Annotated in this window: 14 protein-coding genes and 1 pseudogene; 6 read left to right on the forward strand and 9 right to left on the reverse strand. The window is 66.8% G+C overall.

Features of this window, described 5'->3' with window-relative positions:
* The first annotated feature begins 193 nt into the window (after positions 1-193).
* From ASF90_RS19020 to ASF90_RS19030, 3 genes are all read left to right on the forward strand, one after another.
* Positions 194-1,057, forward strand: a complete 864-nt coding sequence (locus ASF90_RS19020) for a uroporphyrinogen-III synthase (RefSeq protein WP_082473619.1) — start codon at positions 194-196, stop codon at positions 1,055-1,057.
* A 103-nt stretch (positions 1,058-1,160) separates the two neighbouring features.
* Positions 1,161-2,138, forward strand: a complete 978-nt coding sequence (locus ASF90_RS19025; RefSeq protein WP_055853735.1) for a uroporphyrinogen-III C-methyltransferase — start codon at positions 1,161-1,163, stop codon at positions 2,136-2,138.
* A complete protein-coding gene (locus tag ASF90_RS19030; RefSeq protein WP_055853736.1) occupies positions 2,135-3,400 on the forward strand; it encodes a heme biosynthesis HemY N-terminal domain-containing protein in 1,266 nt (421 codons plus the stop codon). The genes ASF90_RS19025 and ASF90_RS19030 overlap by 4 nt, the downstream gene beginning before the upstream one ends.
* 55 nt (positions 3,401-3,455) lie before the next feature.
* Here the strand turns inward: ASF90_RS19030 and ASF90_RS19035 are convergent, their stop codons facing one another.
* Positions 3,456-3,998 carry a hypothetical protein gene (locus ASF90_RS19035; RefSeq protein WP_055853738.1) on the reverse strand — a complete coding sequence of 181 codons (543 nt, stop codon included), beginning with the start codon at positions 3,996-3,998 and terminating at the stop codon, positions 3,456-3,458.
* Positions 3,999-4,120: 122 nt separating this feature from the next.
* Complete coding sequence (locus ASF90_RS19040; protein ID WP_055853739.1) at positions 4,121-5,416, reverse strand: acetyl-CoA C-acetyltransferase; 1,296 nt, start codon at positions 5,414-5,416, stop codon at positions 4,121-4,123.
* Positions 5,417-5,504: 88 nt separating this feature from the next.
* Here ASF90_RS19040 and ASF90_RS19045 point away from each other — a divergent pair, with 88 nt between their 5' ends.
* Complete coding sequence (locus ASF90_RS19045; RefSeq protein ID WP_055853741.1) at positions 5,505-6,389, forward strand: hypothetical protein; 885 nt, start codon at positions 5,505-5,507, stop codon at positions 6,387-6,389.
* 40 nt (positions 6,390-6,429) lie between these two features.
* Positions 6,430-6,814: pseudogene (locus ASF90_RS24545) on the forward strand (glyoxalase).
* A 432-nt stretch (positions 6,815-7,246) separates the two neighbouring features.
* On the opposite strand, the gene ASF90_RS19055 reads toward ASF90_RS24545, so the two are convergent.
* The 7 genes from ASF90_RS19055 to glnA all read right to left on the reverse strand — a co-directional run bounded on the left by ASF90_RS19055 (position 7,247) and on the right by glnA (position 15,553).
* Complete coding sequence (locus ASF90_RS19055) at positions 7,247-7,894, reverse strand: superoxide dismutase family protein (protein WP_055853744.1); 648 nt, start codon at positions 7,892-7,894, stop codon at positions 7,247-7,249.
* 47 nt (positions 7,895-7,941) lie between these two features.
* Positions 7,942-8,541, reverse strand: a complete 600-nt coding sequence (locus ASF90_RS19060; protein ID WP_055853746.1) for a superoxide dismutase family protein — start codon at positions 8,539-8,541, stop codon at positions 7,942-7,944.
* Between the two features lie 783 nt (positions 8,542-9,324).
* Complete coding sequence (gene ntrC / locus ASF90_RS19065) at positions 9,325-10,752, reverse strand: nitrogen regulation protein NR(I) (protein ID WP_055853748.1); 1,428 nt, start codon at positions 10,750-10,752, stop codon at positions 9,325-9,327.
* Positions 10,745-11,800: an ATP-binding protein gene (locus tag ASF90_RS19070; RefSeq protein WP_055853749.1), complete on the reverse strand. Its 1,056-nt coding sequence runs from the start codon at positions 11,798-11,800 to the stop codon at positions 10,745-10,747. Before ASF90_RS19070 ends, ntrC begins: the two co-directional genes overlap by 8 nt.
* A 265-nt stretch (positions 11,801-12,065) precedes the next feature.
* The gene (locus ASF90_RS19075; RefSeq protein WP_055853751.1) at positions 12,066-13,508 is read right to left on the reverse strand and encodes an ammonium transporter; all 1,443 of its coding nucleotides are present in this window, start codon (positions 13,506-13,508) and stop codon (positions 12,066-12,068) included.
* A gap of 22 nt (positions 13,509-13,530) precedes the next feature.
* Positions 13,531-13,869 (reverse strand): P-II family nitrogen regulator, encoded by a 339-nt coding sequence (locus ASF90_RS19080; protein WP_002808480.1) that lies wholly within the window; start codon positions 13,867-13,869, stop codon positions 13,531-13,533.
* Between the two features lie 274 nt (positions 13,870-14,143).
* Positions 14,144-15,553 carry a type I glutamate--ammonia ligase gene (gene glnA, locus ASF90_RS19085; RefSeq protein WP_055853753.1) on the reverse strand — a complete coding sequence of 470 codons (1,410 nt, stop codon included), beginning with the start codon at positions 15,551-15,553 and terminating at the stop codon, positions 14,144-14,146.
* Between the two features lie 224 nt (positions 15,554-15,777).
* Here glnA and ASF90_RS19090 point away from each other — a divergent pair, with 224 nt between their 5' ends.
* Positions 15,778-16,572 carry an undecaprenyl-diphosphate phosphatase gene (locus ASF90_RS19090; RefSeq protein WP_055853755.1) on the forward strand — a complete coding sequence of 265 codons (795 nt, stop codon included), beginning with the start codon at positions 15,778-15,780 and terminating at the stop codon, positions 16,570-16,572.
* Positions 16,573-16,665: the final 93 nt, after the last annotated feature.

A 16,665-nucleotide genomic window follows, 5' to 3' on the forward strand; every position in this document is an offset into this window, starting at 1 on the left:
AGGTTGTGGCCGCACAAACGCAGGTATCCCGCCAAGCGGGCACGCGTGGCCAGGCAAGGCGCGAGGAGGAGGAACGACGAAAACGACCGCTCACGACCACCACACGGGTGCGGCTGGTGCTCGGAATCGGCACGCCCCAATCGTCCGATAAGGTTTCTGTGCACTGCCCATCCCCCTGGCAGCGGCTCGCGCCGTGTTCGCTGGCCGCTCTGCATCGTCGTGCGCGCCAACGCAGCACGCGCACCACCCCGAGACGGCATGGCTCTCGCATAATCGCCAGATGACCCGCCCTCCCCCGCTCGCCGATCCCTGGACCCTGCTCTCGCTGCGTCCCAGCGGGGAGCACGCGCCATTGCGGCGGGTGGTGGCACGGCATGGCGGGCGGCTGCTTGCCCTGTCGCCGTGGCGCCTGCAGACCAACGACACCGCGCAGGCGCGCGCCGCCTTGCAGCACGCGCTGGAGGCGCCCATCGCGGTGTTCACCAGCCCGGCAGCCGTGCGCGCCGCGCATCAGCTGCGGCCCTTGCAGCGGCCGGTGCAGGCGCAGTGGGTGAGCGTGGGCGAAGGCACCGCGCGTGCGCTGCACGCCTGTGGCATCGACGCGGTTGTGCGCCCTGCGCGCATGGACAGCGAAGGCCTGCTCGCCTTGCCGCTGTTCGCAGCGCCGTTGCAGAGCGTCGGCCTGATCACCGCGCCGGGTGGACGCGGCATGTTGGCGCCTGCGCTGGAACACCGCGGTGCGCGCATCCTGCGTGCGGATGTGTATCAACGCGTGCCGCTGCGCTTGCGCCCGTCGGCGCTGCACGCCTTGACCGACGCACTGCCGCGCAGCGTCCTGGCCATGAGCAGTGCCGAGGCGCTGACGCTGGTGCTGCAACAGTTGCCCGCCGCGCTGAGTGAGGCGGTGCGGCAACGCCCGCTGGTTGCCTCCAGCGAACGCCTATGCGACGCCGCGCAAGCGGCAGGCTTCTGCCACGTCGTCCGCGCGGCAGGTCCATTGCCGGAGCAACTGGTCGCTGCCGCTGCAGCGATCGTGACACCATCACGACCTTGCTGAACTGCGAACTCAAGCACAGCTTGCGGCGCTCTGCCGGCGCACGCCATGCTGTGCCAGATGACTGCGGCGCCTGCGCCGGTCGTGACCGCCCGAGGATGTCCGAATGACCGAAATGCCCGCCACCACGCGACGGTTTCCCTGGGCCTGGCTGCTGCTTGTGCTGGCCATTGCCGCCGTGGGCGTGGCGCTGTTTCTCGGCTGGCGTGCGTGGCAGAGCTATCACGACGCGCAATTGCAGGCAGCGCAGGCGCAGCAGCAACGCTGGGACGGCACCCAGCAATTGCTGGAAACACTGCGCCGCGATCAACGCCTGGCCAATGAGCGCCTGCAGGATGCGGCCGCCACCAATCGCGTGCTGCGCGATGAAATGCTGGGCCTGAGCCAGCGCAGCGCCTTGCTCGAAGACACCGTGCAAAAGCTTGCCGACCCGAACCGTCATGGCGCACAGGCGCTGCGGCTGGATGAAGTGGAACTGTTGCTGCGGCTCGGACAGCAGCGGCTGAGCATTGCCGGCGACGCCGATGGCGCCCGTCGCGCCTACGCGCTGGCCAACGGCGCACTCAACGGGATCGACGATCCGGGCTATCTCAATCTGCGCCAGGCACTGGTGCAGGAGCGCGATGCGCTGGACCGCCTCGGCGCCGGCCCGCAGGCCCAGGCGGCGCAGGCGCTCGACCAGTTAGCCATCGATCTGCAGCGCTTGCCGGAACAATCCGCACAAACCACCGAAGCGGCGCGGCCGTGGTGGCAGAAAGTGCTCGCACCGCTGGTGGATATTCGCCCCAGCCGTGGCGACGCCTTGCTGACCGCCGGCGACCGCAACGCCGCAAGCGATGCCTTGCAGATCGAAATCAGCCTCGCCCGCGCCGCTGCAGAACGTGGCGATCCGCAAGGCTTTGCACAATCGCTACGCCGCGTGGAGACCTGGACCACCCGGTTATGGCCGGACTCGCCGCAACGCCGTCAGATGCGTGCGCGCCTGCGCACGCTGCAACAAGCGCCACTGCGTCCGCGACTGCCGGAACTGGGCACCACCCTGCTGCAACTGCAGGCCATGCGTGAAGGGAGATCCACCCAATGAAAGTGTTGCGTACCGTCTTGATCCTGTTGGTTGCCGTGGCACTGGGCGTGCTCGGTGCGCAGTGGTTGTCGCATCAGAACAGCTACGACCTGGGTAACGTGGTGGTGAGCGTGGGTGGCAACGACTACCGCGCCGCAATGCCGCAGGCGGTGCTGATCCTGATCATCGCGCTGCTGGTGATCTGGCTGCTGTGGACGCTCATCAGCCTGCCGTTCCGCGTATGGGGCAAGTACCGCCGCAAGAAGGGCCGCGCGCGCCTGATCGAAGGTCTGCGCGCCGCCGACCACGGCCAGTGGCAACGCGCCGAGCGCCTGCTCGTCACTGCCAGCGAAGACGACGAGGTCAGCGGCATTGCGCTCGCCAGTGCGGTGCGCGTGGCAGATGCACGCGGCGACGAGGCATCGGCCACCGCGCTCGCACAGCAGTTGGCCGAGCGCGACCCCACCGCTTACGCGCTGTTGCAGGGTGAGCGGCATCTGGCGCGGCAACGGCCGGTCGAGGCGATCAACGCGCTCGATGCTGCCAATGCCCAACCGCTGCCGGCACGCGGCCTGTTGCTCCGCACGCATGCGCTGACCCAGATCGGCCGTGCCGATGAAGCCTACGGCCAGCTCGGTGCCTTGCGTCAGCAAGCAGTGCTGGCACCGGAGGCTTACAGCGCACTGGAAGCCACACTGGCCGAACAGACCCTCTTGCAGGCCGGCGATGCCAATGCGCTGGCCGAGCGCTGGGAGGCACTGCCCAAGCCGCTGCGCACCTACCCGGCCGTGGTCGGTGCATACGCGCAACGTGCCGCGGTACTGCATTGGGACGATGCCGCCGTGCATAGCCTGGAACAGGCGCTGGATACGCAATGGGACGAATCGCTGGTGCGCCTGTACGGCGTGCTGCCGCTGGAAAAATACGATTCGCGCCGGGCCAGTGCGCAGCGCTGGCTGACCCAGTATCCGGACAGCCCGGGCCTGCTGTTGACGCTGGCGCGGCTGGCACGCCATCAGCAGCAGTGGTCGCAGGCCGAAGAGTTCCTGCACCGCGCGCTTGCCAATGGCGCCGGCAGCGAGGCCTGGGAGGAGTTGGGCCATGGATTTGCCGCCGCCGGCGACCTGCTCTCTGCGCAGCATTGCTACGCCAATGCATTGCGCGCCGCACGCGGCGAGCCGGTGCATGAAGGCATGCCGCAGCAGTCGCTGCGCGGGCCGATCGTGTCAGCAAGTCCGGCGCCTGCGGCCGACCCACTCGCACCGGACGATCGCATTCTGTAATCGCTGCGGTTGTTCGACCTTGCAGCGGCGCACACCACAGGTGCGCCGCGTTGCATCAACGCTGGCGCGATGCCTGTGGCGGTGGCGGCAAGTCGCTCAGAAATGCATCGCAGGCACCCAGATACCGTGCCTGCGCATGGTCGACCTGCGTCGGCGACAACACGCGCGAACCCAGGCGGCCGATCAACAACATCGCCGCCATCACGCCGGCACCGATCACCCAGCGGAACTGGCTATCGAGCGACAGCCCGCACACCAGCAACGCCAACACCGATGCCATCGCCACCGCGACGAAACGGGCGCGGCGGCGCTCGTGTTGCGCGCACAGGGTGAGCACATGCGCGCTGCGTTTGCGTAGCGCAATGGCCAGGATCACGTACGGCAACACGCCCAGCAGCAGCGCGGCGTAGATCACTGGGTGGTGCCAATGAAAGATGTAGCGACGGGGCGGCATGTCGGCCGGCGCATTGCACTTGACGCACCGCGGCGGCAGATTGGCACCCGCCGTACACACCAGCACATCGCCCTCGCGCCACACATCGCCGTTCGCCGGCGGTAGATACAGGCTGGGCGGCTCGCGAAACGCGTCATTCGACATCCATGCGTCCTTGCTGGTTTGGGATTGGGGATTGGGGAGTAGAGATTCGCAAGAACAGGATTCCGCTTCTGATGTTGCCAATCCCTAATCGCGAATGCCAAATCCCACGCTGCGCAGCAGCGTCAACGCTCGATGATCGCCACCACGCCCATGCCGCCGGCGGTGCAGATCGAAATCAGCGCGCGGCCGCCGCCGCGTTCTTCCAGTTGCTTGGCGGCGGTGGCCACCACGCGCGCGCCGGTGGCGGCGAACGGGTGGCCGGTGGCCAGCGACGAACCCAGCGGGTTGATCTTGTCCGGGTCGATGCGGCCCAGCGGTGCGTCCAGCCCCAGACGCGTGCGGCAGTAATCCTCGCTCTCCCACGCGCGCAGCGTGCACAGCACCTGCGCGGCAAAGGCTTCATGGATTTCGTAGATGTCGAAGTCCTGCAGGGTCAGACCCTGACGCGCCAGCATCTGCGGTACCGCGATGGTCGGCGCCATCAGCAGGCCTTCGCCATGCACGAAATCCACTGCCGCCACCTGCGCATCGCGCAGATACGCCATCGGCGTATGGCCGTGCGCCAGCGCCCAGGCTTCGCTGGACAGCAGCACTGCGGCGGCGCCATCGGTGAGCGGGGTGGAATTGGCGGCAGTCAAGGTGCCACGGCCGGAGGTCTTGTCGAACGCCGGGCGCAAGGTCGCCAGCTTTTCCAGCGAAGTGTCGGCGCGCAGGATGTTGTCGCGCGAGACCCCACGGAACGGGGCGATCAGCGAATCGAAGAAGCCGCGCTCATACGCAGCCGCCAGCTTGTGGTGCGAGGCCACTGCCCATTCGTCCTGCGAATCGCGCGAGATGTTCCACTCCTTGGCCATGTCCTCGCAGTGGGCGCCCATGCTTTTGCCGGTGCGCGGCTCGGCCACGCCGGGGAAGTCCGGCTTGAGCTCGCTCAACTTGAAGCCGCGCAGCAACGCCTTGAGTTTGTCGCCGGTGGCCTTGGCGCGGTTGGCGGCCATCAGGCGCGCGCGCAATTTCTTGCCATAGACGATCGGCACTTCGGAGGTGGTGTCCGAGCCGCCGCCAATGCCCGAATCGATCTGCCCCAGCGCGATCTTGTTGGCGATGGTGATCACCGAATCCAGGCTGGTGCCGCAGGCGCGCTGCAAGGTGATGCCCGGCGTCAGCGGCGACAGACCCGACGACAGCGCTGCCTCGCGGGCCAGGTTCCAATCCGAGGAGTGCTTGATCACCGCCCCCATCGCCACTTCGCCCAATTGCTGGCCGTGCAGGCCGAAGCGCTCGACCAGCGCGCCCAGCGTGCGCACCGACATGCCCAGGTTGCCCACGTCCGCGTAAGCGGTGTTCTGACGACAGAACGGGATACGAACGCCGCCCAGAATGGCGACGGGACGGGCTGCGGGCATCGGTTGACCTGGCATGGAGGACTCGGGGACATGGCCTGCACAGGGCCGGCAGGCATAATGGCCGCAGTGTAGCTTCGACCCCGTGATGGGCCAACCGCGAATCATGAGCAAGACCGAACACGGCGTGACCGCCATGGGTGTGATGGCGCTGGAATTGACGGGCGGCACCGCCCCCGAGCGCGGCGCCCTGGCGCCCGAGCAGGCCGGCATGCTGGCCGAACGCATTGGCCGCGACCTGGCGCAATGGATCCCGGAGATCCGCGCACTGGAGTTGAGCGTGGCGATGGCGCATTTCGACCCGGCCGAAGTGCTGCGGCCGGGCTGGCCGCTGCATCGCCGGCTGGAGGAACTGCATGCCCGCGCGCCGGGCCGCGACCAGGGCCCGCGGGTGCTGGCCTTCGGTGCCGATGCGCAGGGCGAGATCCCCTTGCCGTTCCAGGCCGATGCCCAGTTGACCGGTGGCGGCCTGCGCGTCTTGCCGTTCCTGCTGTCCGGCGACCCGGACATCGTGGCGAGCGTGGCCGAAGCGATGGAAGAAGTGCTGCTGGCCCAGGGCATGGCCCAGGCCGACACCGCGCTGCTGGCGCAGGAGAGCTTCGGCGCGCGCATCGAGCATGCCCGCTATCTCACCGCGCACGATCTGGCGGCAATGATCTCGATGCAGTACGACAACCAGGGCCTGGCACCGCTGTGGCCGCTGATCGAAGCCGCCCTGCTCGCCCCCGACAGCGAAGAATGGCTGCAGCAATCGCCCGAGCCGGTGTTGCGCTATGTCGATGGCGAAGTGCGCATCGCATTGTTCGACCCGGCCGGCTGGTGCGATTACTACACGCACGACCGCGAGAATTGCGAGCGCCTGCGCGGCGTCTACGAACAATTCCTCTCGCGCCAGCGGCAGATGGCTGCCGTACTGGAAGCGCACGGGTTGCCGGTGCTGTACGTGCATGTGGAGCCGGGCCAGGACCCGCGCCTGGCCTTATCTGCATAAGCGATGCGTCGGTGTCCACCGCGCGCCTGCCTTGCAGGGCGTGTTGGACACCGGCGTGTATGCGGCAGACCTGGAGCGTGCCTGCGCGTTTTATGCGTGTGTACTTGGCCTGCAGCCGATGCACTGCGATGCGCGCATGCCGGCGTACGCGAGTGCGCCGGGGCAAGTGTTGCTCCTGATTCTTGCAGGGAAGTACCTCGAACACGGCTGCATGACCCTGCGGGACGATTCCACCGCACAACAGTAGCGGACGCGCGCTATGCACTGGCGATCGCTAGCGATGCACTGACCGGTTGGGAAGCGCCTTTGCAGGTGTGCAGCGCGCCGATCGAAGGCCGCACGCGGTGGCCGGCAACGTATTTACTTCCGCGATACCGATGCGCACTTGCTGGGTGGCGACTCAGAGTCTTTGGCCAAATTACTGAGCGCGGTTGGCAAAGCCACTCACCGCAACACGGACCGCTCGTGCTCGGATCCGCTCACGATTCATCCGCGCTGGTTACCACTGCGCCATCTACCCAGCTGAAGATTGCTTGTTACGGATTGGCTGCTCCGAGCGCGTATGCGTGCACAGGCTCGACAGCGCAGCAGTTGGCGCACTGATGCGTCAACTGCAGTATTTACCGCTCTATCGATGCACGGTCCAACCATGCACGCTCCGCTGAGCAACGTTGCCGCGCCGTAGCAGCAGCAGCGTCTGCAAGACCATGAGCGGGATGCCGCGTTCGCGTTGCCAACCCACCATTCTGACCGGCGAGATAACGCGCCGACGCCTGATACACAGCTGCTTACCGCGGCCGTTGTGCATTACAGGACAAAAGACGCGACGGTCATCGGATGCCGCCGCGTCCATGCGCTTACTTGGTTGCAGCCTGCGCGTTGTCGGTGGTGATCACGCCGCAGGCCAGACGGCCGCCGGCGTTGCCGGTGGGCTGGGTTTTGTAGTCATCGGCATCGGCGTGCACGATCACCGCGTGACCTGCGATATCGAACTGATCGGCCTTGCCCAGGTTGACGTTGCTGGAAACCGGGCCGTCGATGCTGGCATTGCCCTGCGCATCGGACTTGATGTTGGGCATGTCGCCGCCGTGATGCGGGTCGGCACTGACGTTGCCGTGATCGGACTGGGCCGGGTTGAAATGGCCGCCGGCGCTGCTGCCGTCCGGGGCGCTGCAATCGCCCTTTTCGTGGATATGGAAGCCGTGTTCGGTGTTGGGCGTGAGCCCACTGAGTTGGCCGGTCACGCGCAGCACGCCATCGACGGTCTTGAAGGTCACCGTGCCTTTGACGTCATTGCCCTTGGTCGGCTTGAGCTCGGCGGTGGCCGTGGTGGTGGCGGCCGCACCGGTCACCATGGCAGCGGCATGCTCGCCACTGTGCGCCGCGTCGGCCGGGGTGCTGGCCGTCGGTGCGGGTGTGGGCTCGGCCGGTGCGGGCTCGTCGCGCTTGCACGCGGTCAACACCAGGGCGGTCGCCAGGAACAGGGTTGTGGGAAGAATGCGCATGGGAAAACTCCTGTAGAGACCGCAGCTGCGGCCATTGATGCCCCAACTCAGGGCTGCGAAGGGGGGGTGCGCCACTGGGTGACGCGAATGACGCCGCAGGCCAGGCGTGCACCCGCATTGCCGCTGGGCTGGCTGCGATAGTCGTCGGCGTCGGCATGCACGATGAGTGCCTTGCCGATCACATCGCTGGGCGCGCCATCGCCCAGGCTGATGCCGGCCAGGATCATGTCCAGATGCGCGACGCCCTCGGCGTCGGCACGCAGGTTGTCCATATCGCCCAGGTGATGACCGCCGCTTCCGGCGCGGCCGTGCGAGGCTCCGGTTGGATTGAAATGCGCGCCCGCACTGCTGGCATCGGCCGCGCTGCAATCGCCGCGTTCGTGCACATGGAAACCGGCCACGCCACCTGGGCGCAGGCCACCGACCGTGCCGGTGATGCGGATGCCCTGCAGCGCCGGCACCAGCACGACCCGGCCGCTGACCAAGCTGCCCGACGCCGAAGCCAGTGCGGCTTCGGCCTGCTGCACCGGACGCGCGGGCACCACGCGCGCCGCTGGCGGCGGTGGCGGGGGAGGTGGCGGCGTGCTGCTGCAGGCGGCCAGCGCCAGAGCGGTAAGGGCAACGATCGTGGACGACCGATAACGCATCGAGCTGTTCTCCTGATCAGGCTGGAAACCTATGCGGGCGCATGTTCACGTGTCATGAAATGCGTCTGGGCAGCGCAGGAGTTTACGGGGTTGGTGTGGATGGTCGGGTTGTTTGCACGCCCGCTGTGCGGGGAGCCTTGCGCTGCTTCGACGATGGCGTAGGCCGATCAGGGGCCACCACGAGTTCATCGATGGCCAGGGGGATGCGGTGTCATGTGGATGGTGAAACACGTGCAGTGAGGGTGCTCAATGTGTGGTGATGCGCGTCAATCTCGTTGCGTGCTCGTTGCGTGCACTACGTGATTCACGCGTTTCGTGCGCGAGCTGATTCAAAGGAGCGACGCAGGCGGCTGCGCTTTTATCGGCTTGGGTGCCCTCACCCCACCCCCGCTCCGCTCCACGCCCCGGCCCGCGCTTGCGGCGCGGGCGCTCCAAGGCACGCGCGCCCGCGCCGCGCAAGCAGTGCCCTCTCGCCCCGCAGGCGGGAGAGGGGCTTCACCGCAGCGATCGGCAGGGTTCGCCGCAGTGCTTGAGGCATTTCATCGCAGCGATCCGCGGAGTTCGCCGCAGCGATCGAGGCGTTTCATCGCAGTGATCGGCAGGGCTCGCCGCAGCGATCACCTGCCTGCCTTCTCCCGCGTGCGGGGGAAGGTGCCCGAAGGGCGGATGGGGGCAGCGTTCACCGCCGAGTGACCAGGACCGTTTCGCTCACGTAAGCGCAAAAACGCCCACGCAACCACCCAGGCAGGATCCCGACCCCGCCCGGGCTAGCCGCCGGACTGCTCAGCGGCGCTTGCGGCCCGGGCCGAGTTTGCGGGTGACGGTGTTGCGGCCCAGGCCGAGGCGTGCGGCGGCTTCGGCGCGACGGCCCTGGGTGAGTTGCAGGGCGGCTTCGAGCAGGGTCTTGTCCAGGCGTTCGCGCGCTTCGGCGTGTACGCCCTGGGCGCCTTCGCTCAGGCGTTGCGCGGCCCAGCTGGACAGCATGTCGTCCCATTGCCCGACGCTGCTACGGCCGGTGCGCTGGCGACCGCGCGCCAGCGCTGCGTCCACGTCGACCACATCGATGATGTCGGCGGTGGCCAGGGCGGCCAGGCGCCAGCAGACGTTTTCCAGTTCGCGCACGTTGCCGGGCCAGTCGTATTGGCGCAGATCTTCCAGTGCGGCCGACGATAGCCGCTTGGGCAGCATGTCGAGCTTGCGCCCGGCCATGGCCAGGAAGTTTTCCGCCAGTTGCGCGATGTCGCCGCGACGCTCGCGCAGCGGTGGCAGCTGCAGGCGCACCACATCCAGGCGATGCAGCAAATCGGCACGGAAGCGGCCTTGTTCGACCAACGCTTCCAGGTCCTGGTGAGTGGCGGCGATCACGCGTACATCGACACGGATCAACTCGCGCCCACCGACGCGAAAGAATTCGTTCTCTGCCAGCACGCGCAGCAGGCGCGTCTGCAACGGCAGCGGCATGTCGCCGATTTCGTCCAGAAACAAGGTGCCGCCATCGGCTTGTTCGAAGCGGCCGATGTGCCGTTTGGTGGCGCCGGTGAAGGCGCCGGTTTCGTGGCCGAACAACTCGCTTTCCAGCAACTCGGCAGGAATGGCGGCGGTGTTAAGTGCGACGAAGGGTTTGCGTGCGCGCGGCGATTCGTTGTGCAGCGCGCGCGCGACCAACTCCTTGCCGGTGCCGGTTTCGCCGTTGATCAGCACCGACAGCGGCGCCTGCGCGAGACGTCCGATCGCGCGGAACAAGGCCTGCATCGCCGGGGTGTCGCCGATCAGCGCGGCCGAGCCTTCGGCCAGCGGGGCGCCGATGATCTTGTCGACACCGGCATCGGCGTCGGGCAGCGCGCGTGCGGCCAGCGCCACCGCATCGTCCAGATCGAACGGCTTGGACAGGAACTCGTGCGCACCACCGCGAAAGGCGCCGGCGGTGCTGGCGACATCGGTATAGGCCGACATCACGATCACCGGCAGCTGCGGGTGCTTGGATTTGAGCTTGTCGAGCAGGCTCAGGCCGTCTTCGCCGGGCATGCGCACGTCGGTGAACAACAGGTCCGGCATGGGCCGCATCGACAGCGCCTGCAACGCCGCGGCGGCGCTGTCGAAGCCATCCACCGCGTAACCGGCATCGCGCAAGGCCGTGGACAGCACGAAGCGGACCGAACGGTCGTCGTCGACCACCCAGATGTGGTGGGATGCGGCGGCGGCCTCAGCCATGCAGATGCTCCTTGTCGTGATCGCCGACCAGCTCGGGCAGCAGCAGTGTGAAAACGGTATGGCCCGGACGCGAGCGGTAGGTCAGGGTGCCGTGGTGCTCGCGCGAGACCTGCTGGGCCAGCGCCAGTCCCAGCCCGCTGCCCTCGGCGCGGCCGCTGACCAGCGGCAGGAACAGGTGCTCGGCCAGTTCTTCCGGCACGCCACCGCCGTCGTCGATGATTTCCAGCCGCAGCGACATCGCGTGCACGCGGTCGCGGATGCGCTGGCCGTGCTCGACGCGGGTGCGCAGGGTGACGCGGGTGGCGCCAGCCTGAAACGCGTTACGGACCAGATTCCAGACCGCCTGGGTGAGCCGGTCCACATCGCCCAGGATGTCGGGAATGCTGGGGTCGTAATCGCGCTGCACCTGCACCGACCAGCCGCCCTCGGCTTCGGCCAGGCGCAGCACGCGTTCGAGCACCACGTGGATGTTGAGGCCCTCGTGCGGGCGCAGCGGCGACGGCGAGAGCAGGCGTTCGAGCAAGGTGTTGAGGCGTTCGATTTCGGTGCCGATCAGCTCGATCAGCTCGCGCTCGTCTTCATCGCGGCCTGCCGAGCGGCGCGCCAGCAACTGCGCGGCGCCCTTCAAGCCGGCCAATGGGTTACGCAGTTCGTGCGCCAGGCCCTTGAGCGCGGCGCTCAAGGCATTGGGCAGCGCGTGGGTGGGGTCCAGCGCGGGGAATTCGTCGACCGGGTGCGTTTCCAACAGCCAGCCGCCATCGTCCAGCCGCGACAGCCAGCCTTCGGCAAAGCGTGGCGCGTCGTTGGGCAGGCCCAGCGCCAGCCGATGCAGGCGCAGCACGTCGCGTTCGTCGTTGAGCAGGAAGCGCGCGAGTGCGTCGCCCTGCACTTCCAGTGCAGCCAGCGGCTGGTCGACCAGCCGCCGCGCGCTGACGCCGAGCCAGCGCGCGAATGCCGGGTTGACCCCCAGCACGCGGCCGTCGCGGTCGGCCCAGGCTACCGGGGTACCCAGGCTGTCGAGCGACGGTGTGGAGGTCGTCATCCGCATTGCACCAATTTAGTGCAAACAGCATCGGCGTGCGCGAATGGCGCGCCGAACGCAGCCTGCATCGAAGCATCTGAGGCCGGGTGGCAGTGGAATGCACCGACCCGGCGCGCATCCGCGCCGACGGTGACGGGCGTGAGGCTGGTCATGCAGGCACCTCGGCAATGGATCCGCGCCGGCAGCGGCCGCGGTAGAAACCGACCCGGCGCGGGCAGCGCCGGCCGGGTCGTTGCGCCACCCGCGGAGATCTCGCCGCGGGTGTGCATGCTCAGGACTCGTATGCGGCTTCGCCGTGCGAGGTGATGTCCAGCCCCTCGCGCTCGGCCTCTTCGGTGACACGCAGGCCGAAGACCAGCTTGGCGACCAGGAATCCGACCACCGACACCACGCCGATCCACACCACGGTGATGCCCACGCCCAGGGCCTGGATACCGACCTGATGCAGCATGTCGTAATCGCCGCCCTTCTGGCCGCCCAGCGAGGCCGCCGAGAACACGCCGGTCAGGATCGCGCCGATGATGCCGCCCAGGCCATGCACGCCGAACACGTCCAGGCTGTCGTCGGCACCCAGCAGGCGCTTCAGACCGGTGACGCCCCACACGCACAGCACGCCAGCCGCCAGGCCGATCACGATGGCGCCGAACGGACCCACGGTGCCGCAGGCCGGGGTGATGCCGACCAGACCGGCGACCATGCCCGAGGCCACACCCAGGGCGGACGACTTGCCCTTGATGATCTTCTCGGTGAGCGACCAGCCCAGGATGGCGGCCGCGGTGGCCAGCAAGGTGTTGAGGAAGGCCAGCGCCGCACCGGCATTGGCTTCCAGGTTGGAGCCGGCATTGAAGCCGAACCAGCCCACCCATAGCAGCGAGGCGCCGACGAAGGTCAGGGTCACGTTGTGCGGCTTGATCGCCTCACGTCCCAACCCGGCCCGCTTGCCGACGAAGTAGGCACCCACCAGACCGGCGATACCGGCATTGATGTGCACCACGGTGCCGCCGGCAAAATCCAGCGCGCCCAGCCCGAACAGATAGCCACCGGTCGCCCAGACCATGTGCGCCAGCGGCAGATAGCCGAAGGTGAACCAGATCACCGAGAACAGCAGCACCGCGGCGAACTTGGCGCGTTCGGCAAAGGCGCCGACGATCAGCGCGCCGGTGATGCCGGCAAAGGTCGCCTGGAAGCCGATAAACACGTATTCCGGCAGGCTCACACCCTTGGTGAAGGTGGCCGACAGGCTCTCGATGGTCACGCCCTTGAGCAGCGCCTTGTCCAGATTGCCGATCCACGGGCCTTCGCCGGAAAACGCCAGGCTGTAGCCGTAGATCACCCACAGGATGGTCAGCAGCGAGAACACCGTTGCGACCTGGATCAGCACCGACAACACGTTCTTGGCGCGCACCATGCCGCCGTAGAACAACGCCAGGCCCGGCACCACCATCAGCAACACCAGCAGCGTGGAGGTCAGCATCCAGGCGACGTCGCCCTTGTCGACCACCGGTGCGACTTCAGCGGCAGCGGCCGGCGCGGCGGCCGGCTGCGCAGACGGCAGCGGTTCGGTGGTGACTGGTTCGGTCGGCAACGGGGTGACCTGCGGGGTGGATTGCGCTTGGGCGCTGCCCATGCCGCCCACCACCAGCGCGCTGAACAGCATCAGCATGCACACGCTGTAGAACCGGGCTTTCCACCCGGCAAAAAGAGCTGTCTTCATACGACCTCCAGAGGTGGGGGACTCAGAGCGCATCGGCGCCGATTTCGCCGGTGCGGATCCGCACCACTTGCTCGATCGCAGTCACAAAGATCTTGCCGTCGCCGATCTTGCCGGTGCCGGCCGCGTTCTGGATCGCCTCGACCACAGCGTCCAGCCGATCGTCGGTAACCACCGTCTCGATCTTGATCTTGGGCAAAAAGTCCACGACGTACTCGGCCCCGCGATACAGCTCGGTGTGGCCTTTCTGGCGCCCGAAGCCCTTGACCTCGGTGACGGTGATACCCGACACGCCAGCGGCGGACAGGGCCTCGCGGACCTCGTCGAGCTTGAACGGCCGGATGATGGCGGTGATCAATTTCATGCGCATACCCCGAAAGGTGGAAGGAACCGGCCGGCATTGCGCCGCCCGGCGGTGTCAGTCACCTGGATGCCAACCCCGGCATCCAATCGTTCGCGGATCGCGCAGACCCCGACGGATGCCATGCATCCGCCTCGTGGGAGAGGTCAGGCCCGCGCGCCGCGAACTGTGTGCTCTCTCGTACCCCTCGACTCCATGGCGGTGCCAGGGAGCCATCGAACATGTGCGGCGATGGCGGAGGTGGGAGGGGGGGCCTCCGCCATCACCGCGGTGGAACTCAGTTGCCGTAGTACAGCTGGTATTCCAGCGGATGCGTTGCCGCACGGAACTTGGTGACTTCCTGCATCTTCAGCGCGATGTAGCCGTCGATGAAGTCGTCGCTCATCACGCCGCCGGCCTTGAGGAACTCGCGATCCTTGTCCAGCGCTTCCAGTGCCTGATCCAGGCTGGAGCAGACCTGCGGGATCAACTTCTCTTCTTCCGGCGGCAGGTCGTACAGATCCTTGTCGCTCGGGGCGCCCGGGTCGATCTGGTTCTTGATGCCGTCCAGGCCGGCCATCATCAGCGCGGTGAAGGTCAGGTAGCCGGACTGCAACGGATCGGGGAAGCGCATTTCGATGCGGCGCGCCTTGGGGTTGGTGACCCACGGAATGCGGCACGAGGCCGAGCGGTTCCGCGCCGAATAAGCCAGCATCACCGGCGCTTCGTAACCCGGCACGAGACGCTTGTAGCTGTTGGTGCCGGAGTTGGCGAATGCATTGATCGCGCGGGCGTGCTTGAAGATGCCGCCGATGTACCACAGCGCCATCTGCGACAGGCCGCCATAGCCGTCGCCGGCGAACAGGTTGGTGCCGCCCTTGGTCAGCGACTGGTGCACGTGCATGCCGGAGCCGTTGTCGCCGACGATCGGCTTGGGCATGAAGGTGGCGGTCTTGCCGTTGCGGTAGGCGACGTTCTTGATGATGTACTTCATCGTCAGCAGTTCGTCGGCCTTCTGCACCAGCGAGCTGAACTTGGTGCCGATCTCGCACTGGCCGGCGGTGGCCACTTCGTGGTGGTGCACTTCGGTTTCGATGCCGACCTGTTCCAGCGTCTTGATCATTTCCGCGCGCAGGTCGTGCAGGGTGTCGGTCGGCGGCACCGGGAAGTAGCCACCCTTCACGCCCGGGCGATAGCCACTGTTGCCGCCGTCATACTTGGCGCCGGTGTTCCAGGCGGCCTCTTCGGAACCCACCTGGAAGAAGGTGTGGCCCATGTCGTTGGCGAAGCGGACCGAATCGAAGATGAAGAATTCCGGCTCCGGGCCGAAGAAGGCCTGGTCGGCGGTGCCGGAGGACTTCAGGTAGGCCTCGGCGCGCTTTGCGATGCCGCGCGGGTCGCGCTCATAGCTCTGCATGGTGGCCGGATCGAGGATGTCGCAGGTGAGCACGATGGTCGGATCGGCGAAGAACGGATCCAGATACGCGGTGCCGGCGTCGGGCAGCAACACCATGTCCGACTCGTTGATGCCCTTCCAACCCGCGATCGAGCTGCCATCGAACATCTTGCCTTCTTCGAACAACGCCGGCTCGATGATGTTGGCCGGAAAGGTGATGTGCTGCTGTACACCACGCATATCGACGAAGCGCAGGTCGACAAACTCGACCTTGTTGTCCTTGATCAGCTTTTCAACGTTTTCCACGGACATCGGAAGAAACCTCGGATTGGAGTGAAGTGGATCGTGGGCGGTACTACAGCAGGGACCATGCCAAACCACCGACGTTCACAAGTCGTTGATTTTGCTTGCATCACTTGAGACCGCTACACGTGAGATAGCACCTTATTGGTGCTACCTGCATTGATGGTGCACCGATATGGTGCATGTCGCAATGCACTATCCTGACGCCTCCCCCAATCCTCCCCTCTCGTCCGATGTCCGATCTGATTTCCGCCCTTCTCTTGGGCATTCTCGAAGGCTTGACCGAATTTCTGCCGATCTCCAGCACCGGCCACCTGTTGATCGCCGAACAATGGCTCGGACGCCGTTCTGACTTCTTCAATATCGTCATCCAGGCCGGCGCGATCCTAGCCATCTGCCTGGCGTTGCGGCAGAAGCTGTGGAGCCTGGCCACCGGGCTGGGCGAGCGTGCCAACCGCGACTATGTGCTCAAGATCGGCGTGGCCTTCATGGTCACTGCCGTGGTCGGGTTGATCGTGCGCAAGGCCGGTTGGCAGTTGCCGGAAACCGTGCATCCGGTGGCCTGGGCGCTGCTGATCGGCGGCCTGTGGATGCTGGTGGCCGAGCACTTTGCCGGCAAGTTGCCGGAGCGCGACGTGGTGACCTGGAAAGTCGCCATTGCCGTGGGCCTGGCGCAGGTGGTGGCCGGCGTGTTCCCCGGCACCTCGCGCTCGGCCTCGGCGATCTTCCTGGCCATGTTGCTGGGCCTGAGCAAGCGCTCGGCGGCAGCGGACTTCGTGTTCATGGTCGGCATCCCGACCATGTTCGCGGCCAGCGGTTACGCGCTGCTGGAGATGTACAAGGAAGGCGGATTCGGCAGCGAGAACTGGACCGACGTGGCAGTGGCCTTCGTGGCAGCGACCATCACCGGTTTTGTGGTGGTGAAGTGGCTGCTGGGCTACATCAAGAAGCACCGCTTCACGGTGTTTGCGGTGTACCGCATCGTGCTCGGCGCGGCCCTGCTGTTGTGGTTGCCGGCTGCAGCCTGAGCCGCCAAGCGCGCAGGCCCTGCCCGTCGCCGATTGTTACCGGCACGGCCACCGGCGGTCGGCAGCAGTTGTCGCTGGCGCCCCGTCCAAGCC

It is taken from the genome of Xanthomonas sp. Leaf148, assembly GCF_001423585.1.
Taxonomy (GTDB): Bacteria; Pseudomonadota; Gammaproteobacteria; order Xanthomonadales; family Xanthomonadaceae; genus Xanthomonas.

Coding starts and splice junctions, on each gene's coding strand:
- ASF90_RS19090 (WP_055853755.1), top strand. CDS start 15,778: ATGTCCGATCTGATTTCCGCCCTTCTCTTGGGCATTCTCGAAGGCTTG.
- ntrC (WP_055853748.1), bottom strand. CDS start 10,752: ATGGCTGAGGCCGCCGCCGCATCCCACCACATCTGGGTGGTCGACGAC.
- ASF90_RS19080 (WP_002808480.1), bottom strand. CDS start 13,869: ATGAAATTGATCACCGCCATCATCCGGCCGTTCAAGCTCGACGAGGTC.
- ASF90_RS19030 (WP_055853736.1), top strand. CDS start 2,135: ATGAAAGTGTTGCGTACCGTCTTGATCCTGTTGGTTGCCGTGGCACTG.
- ASF90_RS19045 (WP_055853741.1), top strand. CDS start 5,505: ATGAGCAAGACCGAACACGGCGTGACCGCCATGGGTGTGATGGCGCTG.
- ASF90_RS19025 (WP_055853735.1), top strand. CDS start 1,161: ATGACCGAAATGCCCGCCACCACGCGACGGTTTCCCTGGGCCTGGCTG.
- ASF90_RS19060 (WP_055853746.1), bottom strand. CDS start 8,541: ATGCGTTATCGGTCGTCCACGATCGTTGCCCTTACCGCTCTGGCGCTG.
- ASF90_RS19075 (WP_055853751.1), bottom strand. CDS start 13,508: ATGAAGACAGCTCTTTTTGCCGGGTGGAAAGCCCGGTTCTACAGCGTG.
- ASF90_RS19055 (WP_055853744.1), bottom strand. CDS start 7,894: ATGCGCATTCTTCCCACAACCCTGTTCCTGGCGACCGCCCTGGTGTTG.
- glnA (WP_055853753.1), bottom strand. CDS start 15,553: ATGTCCGTGGAAAACGTTGAAAAGCTGATCAAGGACAACAAGGTCGAG.
- ASF90_RS19040 (WP_055853739.1), bottom strand. CDS start 5,416: ATGCCAGGTCAACCGATGCCCGCAGCCCGTCCCGTCGCCATTCTGGGC.
- ASF90_RS19035 (WP_055853738.1), bottom strand. CDS start 3,998: ATGTCGAATGACGCGTTTCGCGAGCCGCCCAGCCTGTATCTACCGCCG.
- ASF90_RS19070 (WP_055853749.1), bottom strand. CDS start 11,800: ATGCGGATGACGACCTCCACACCGTCGCTCGACAGCCTGGGTACCCCG.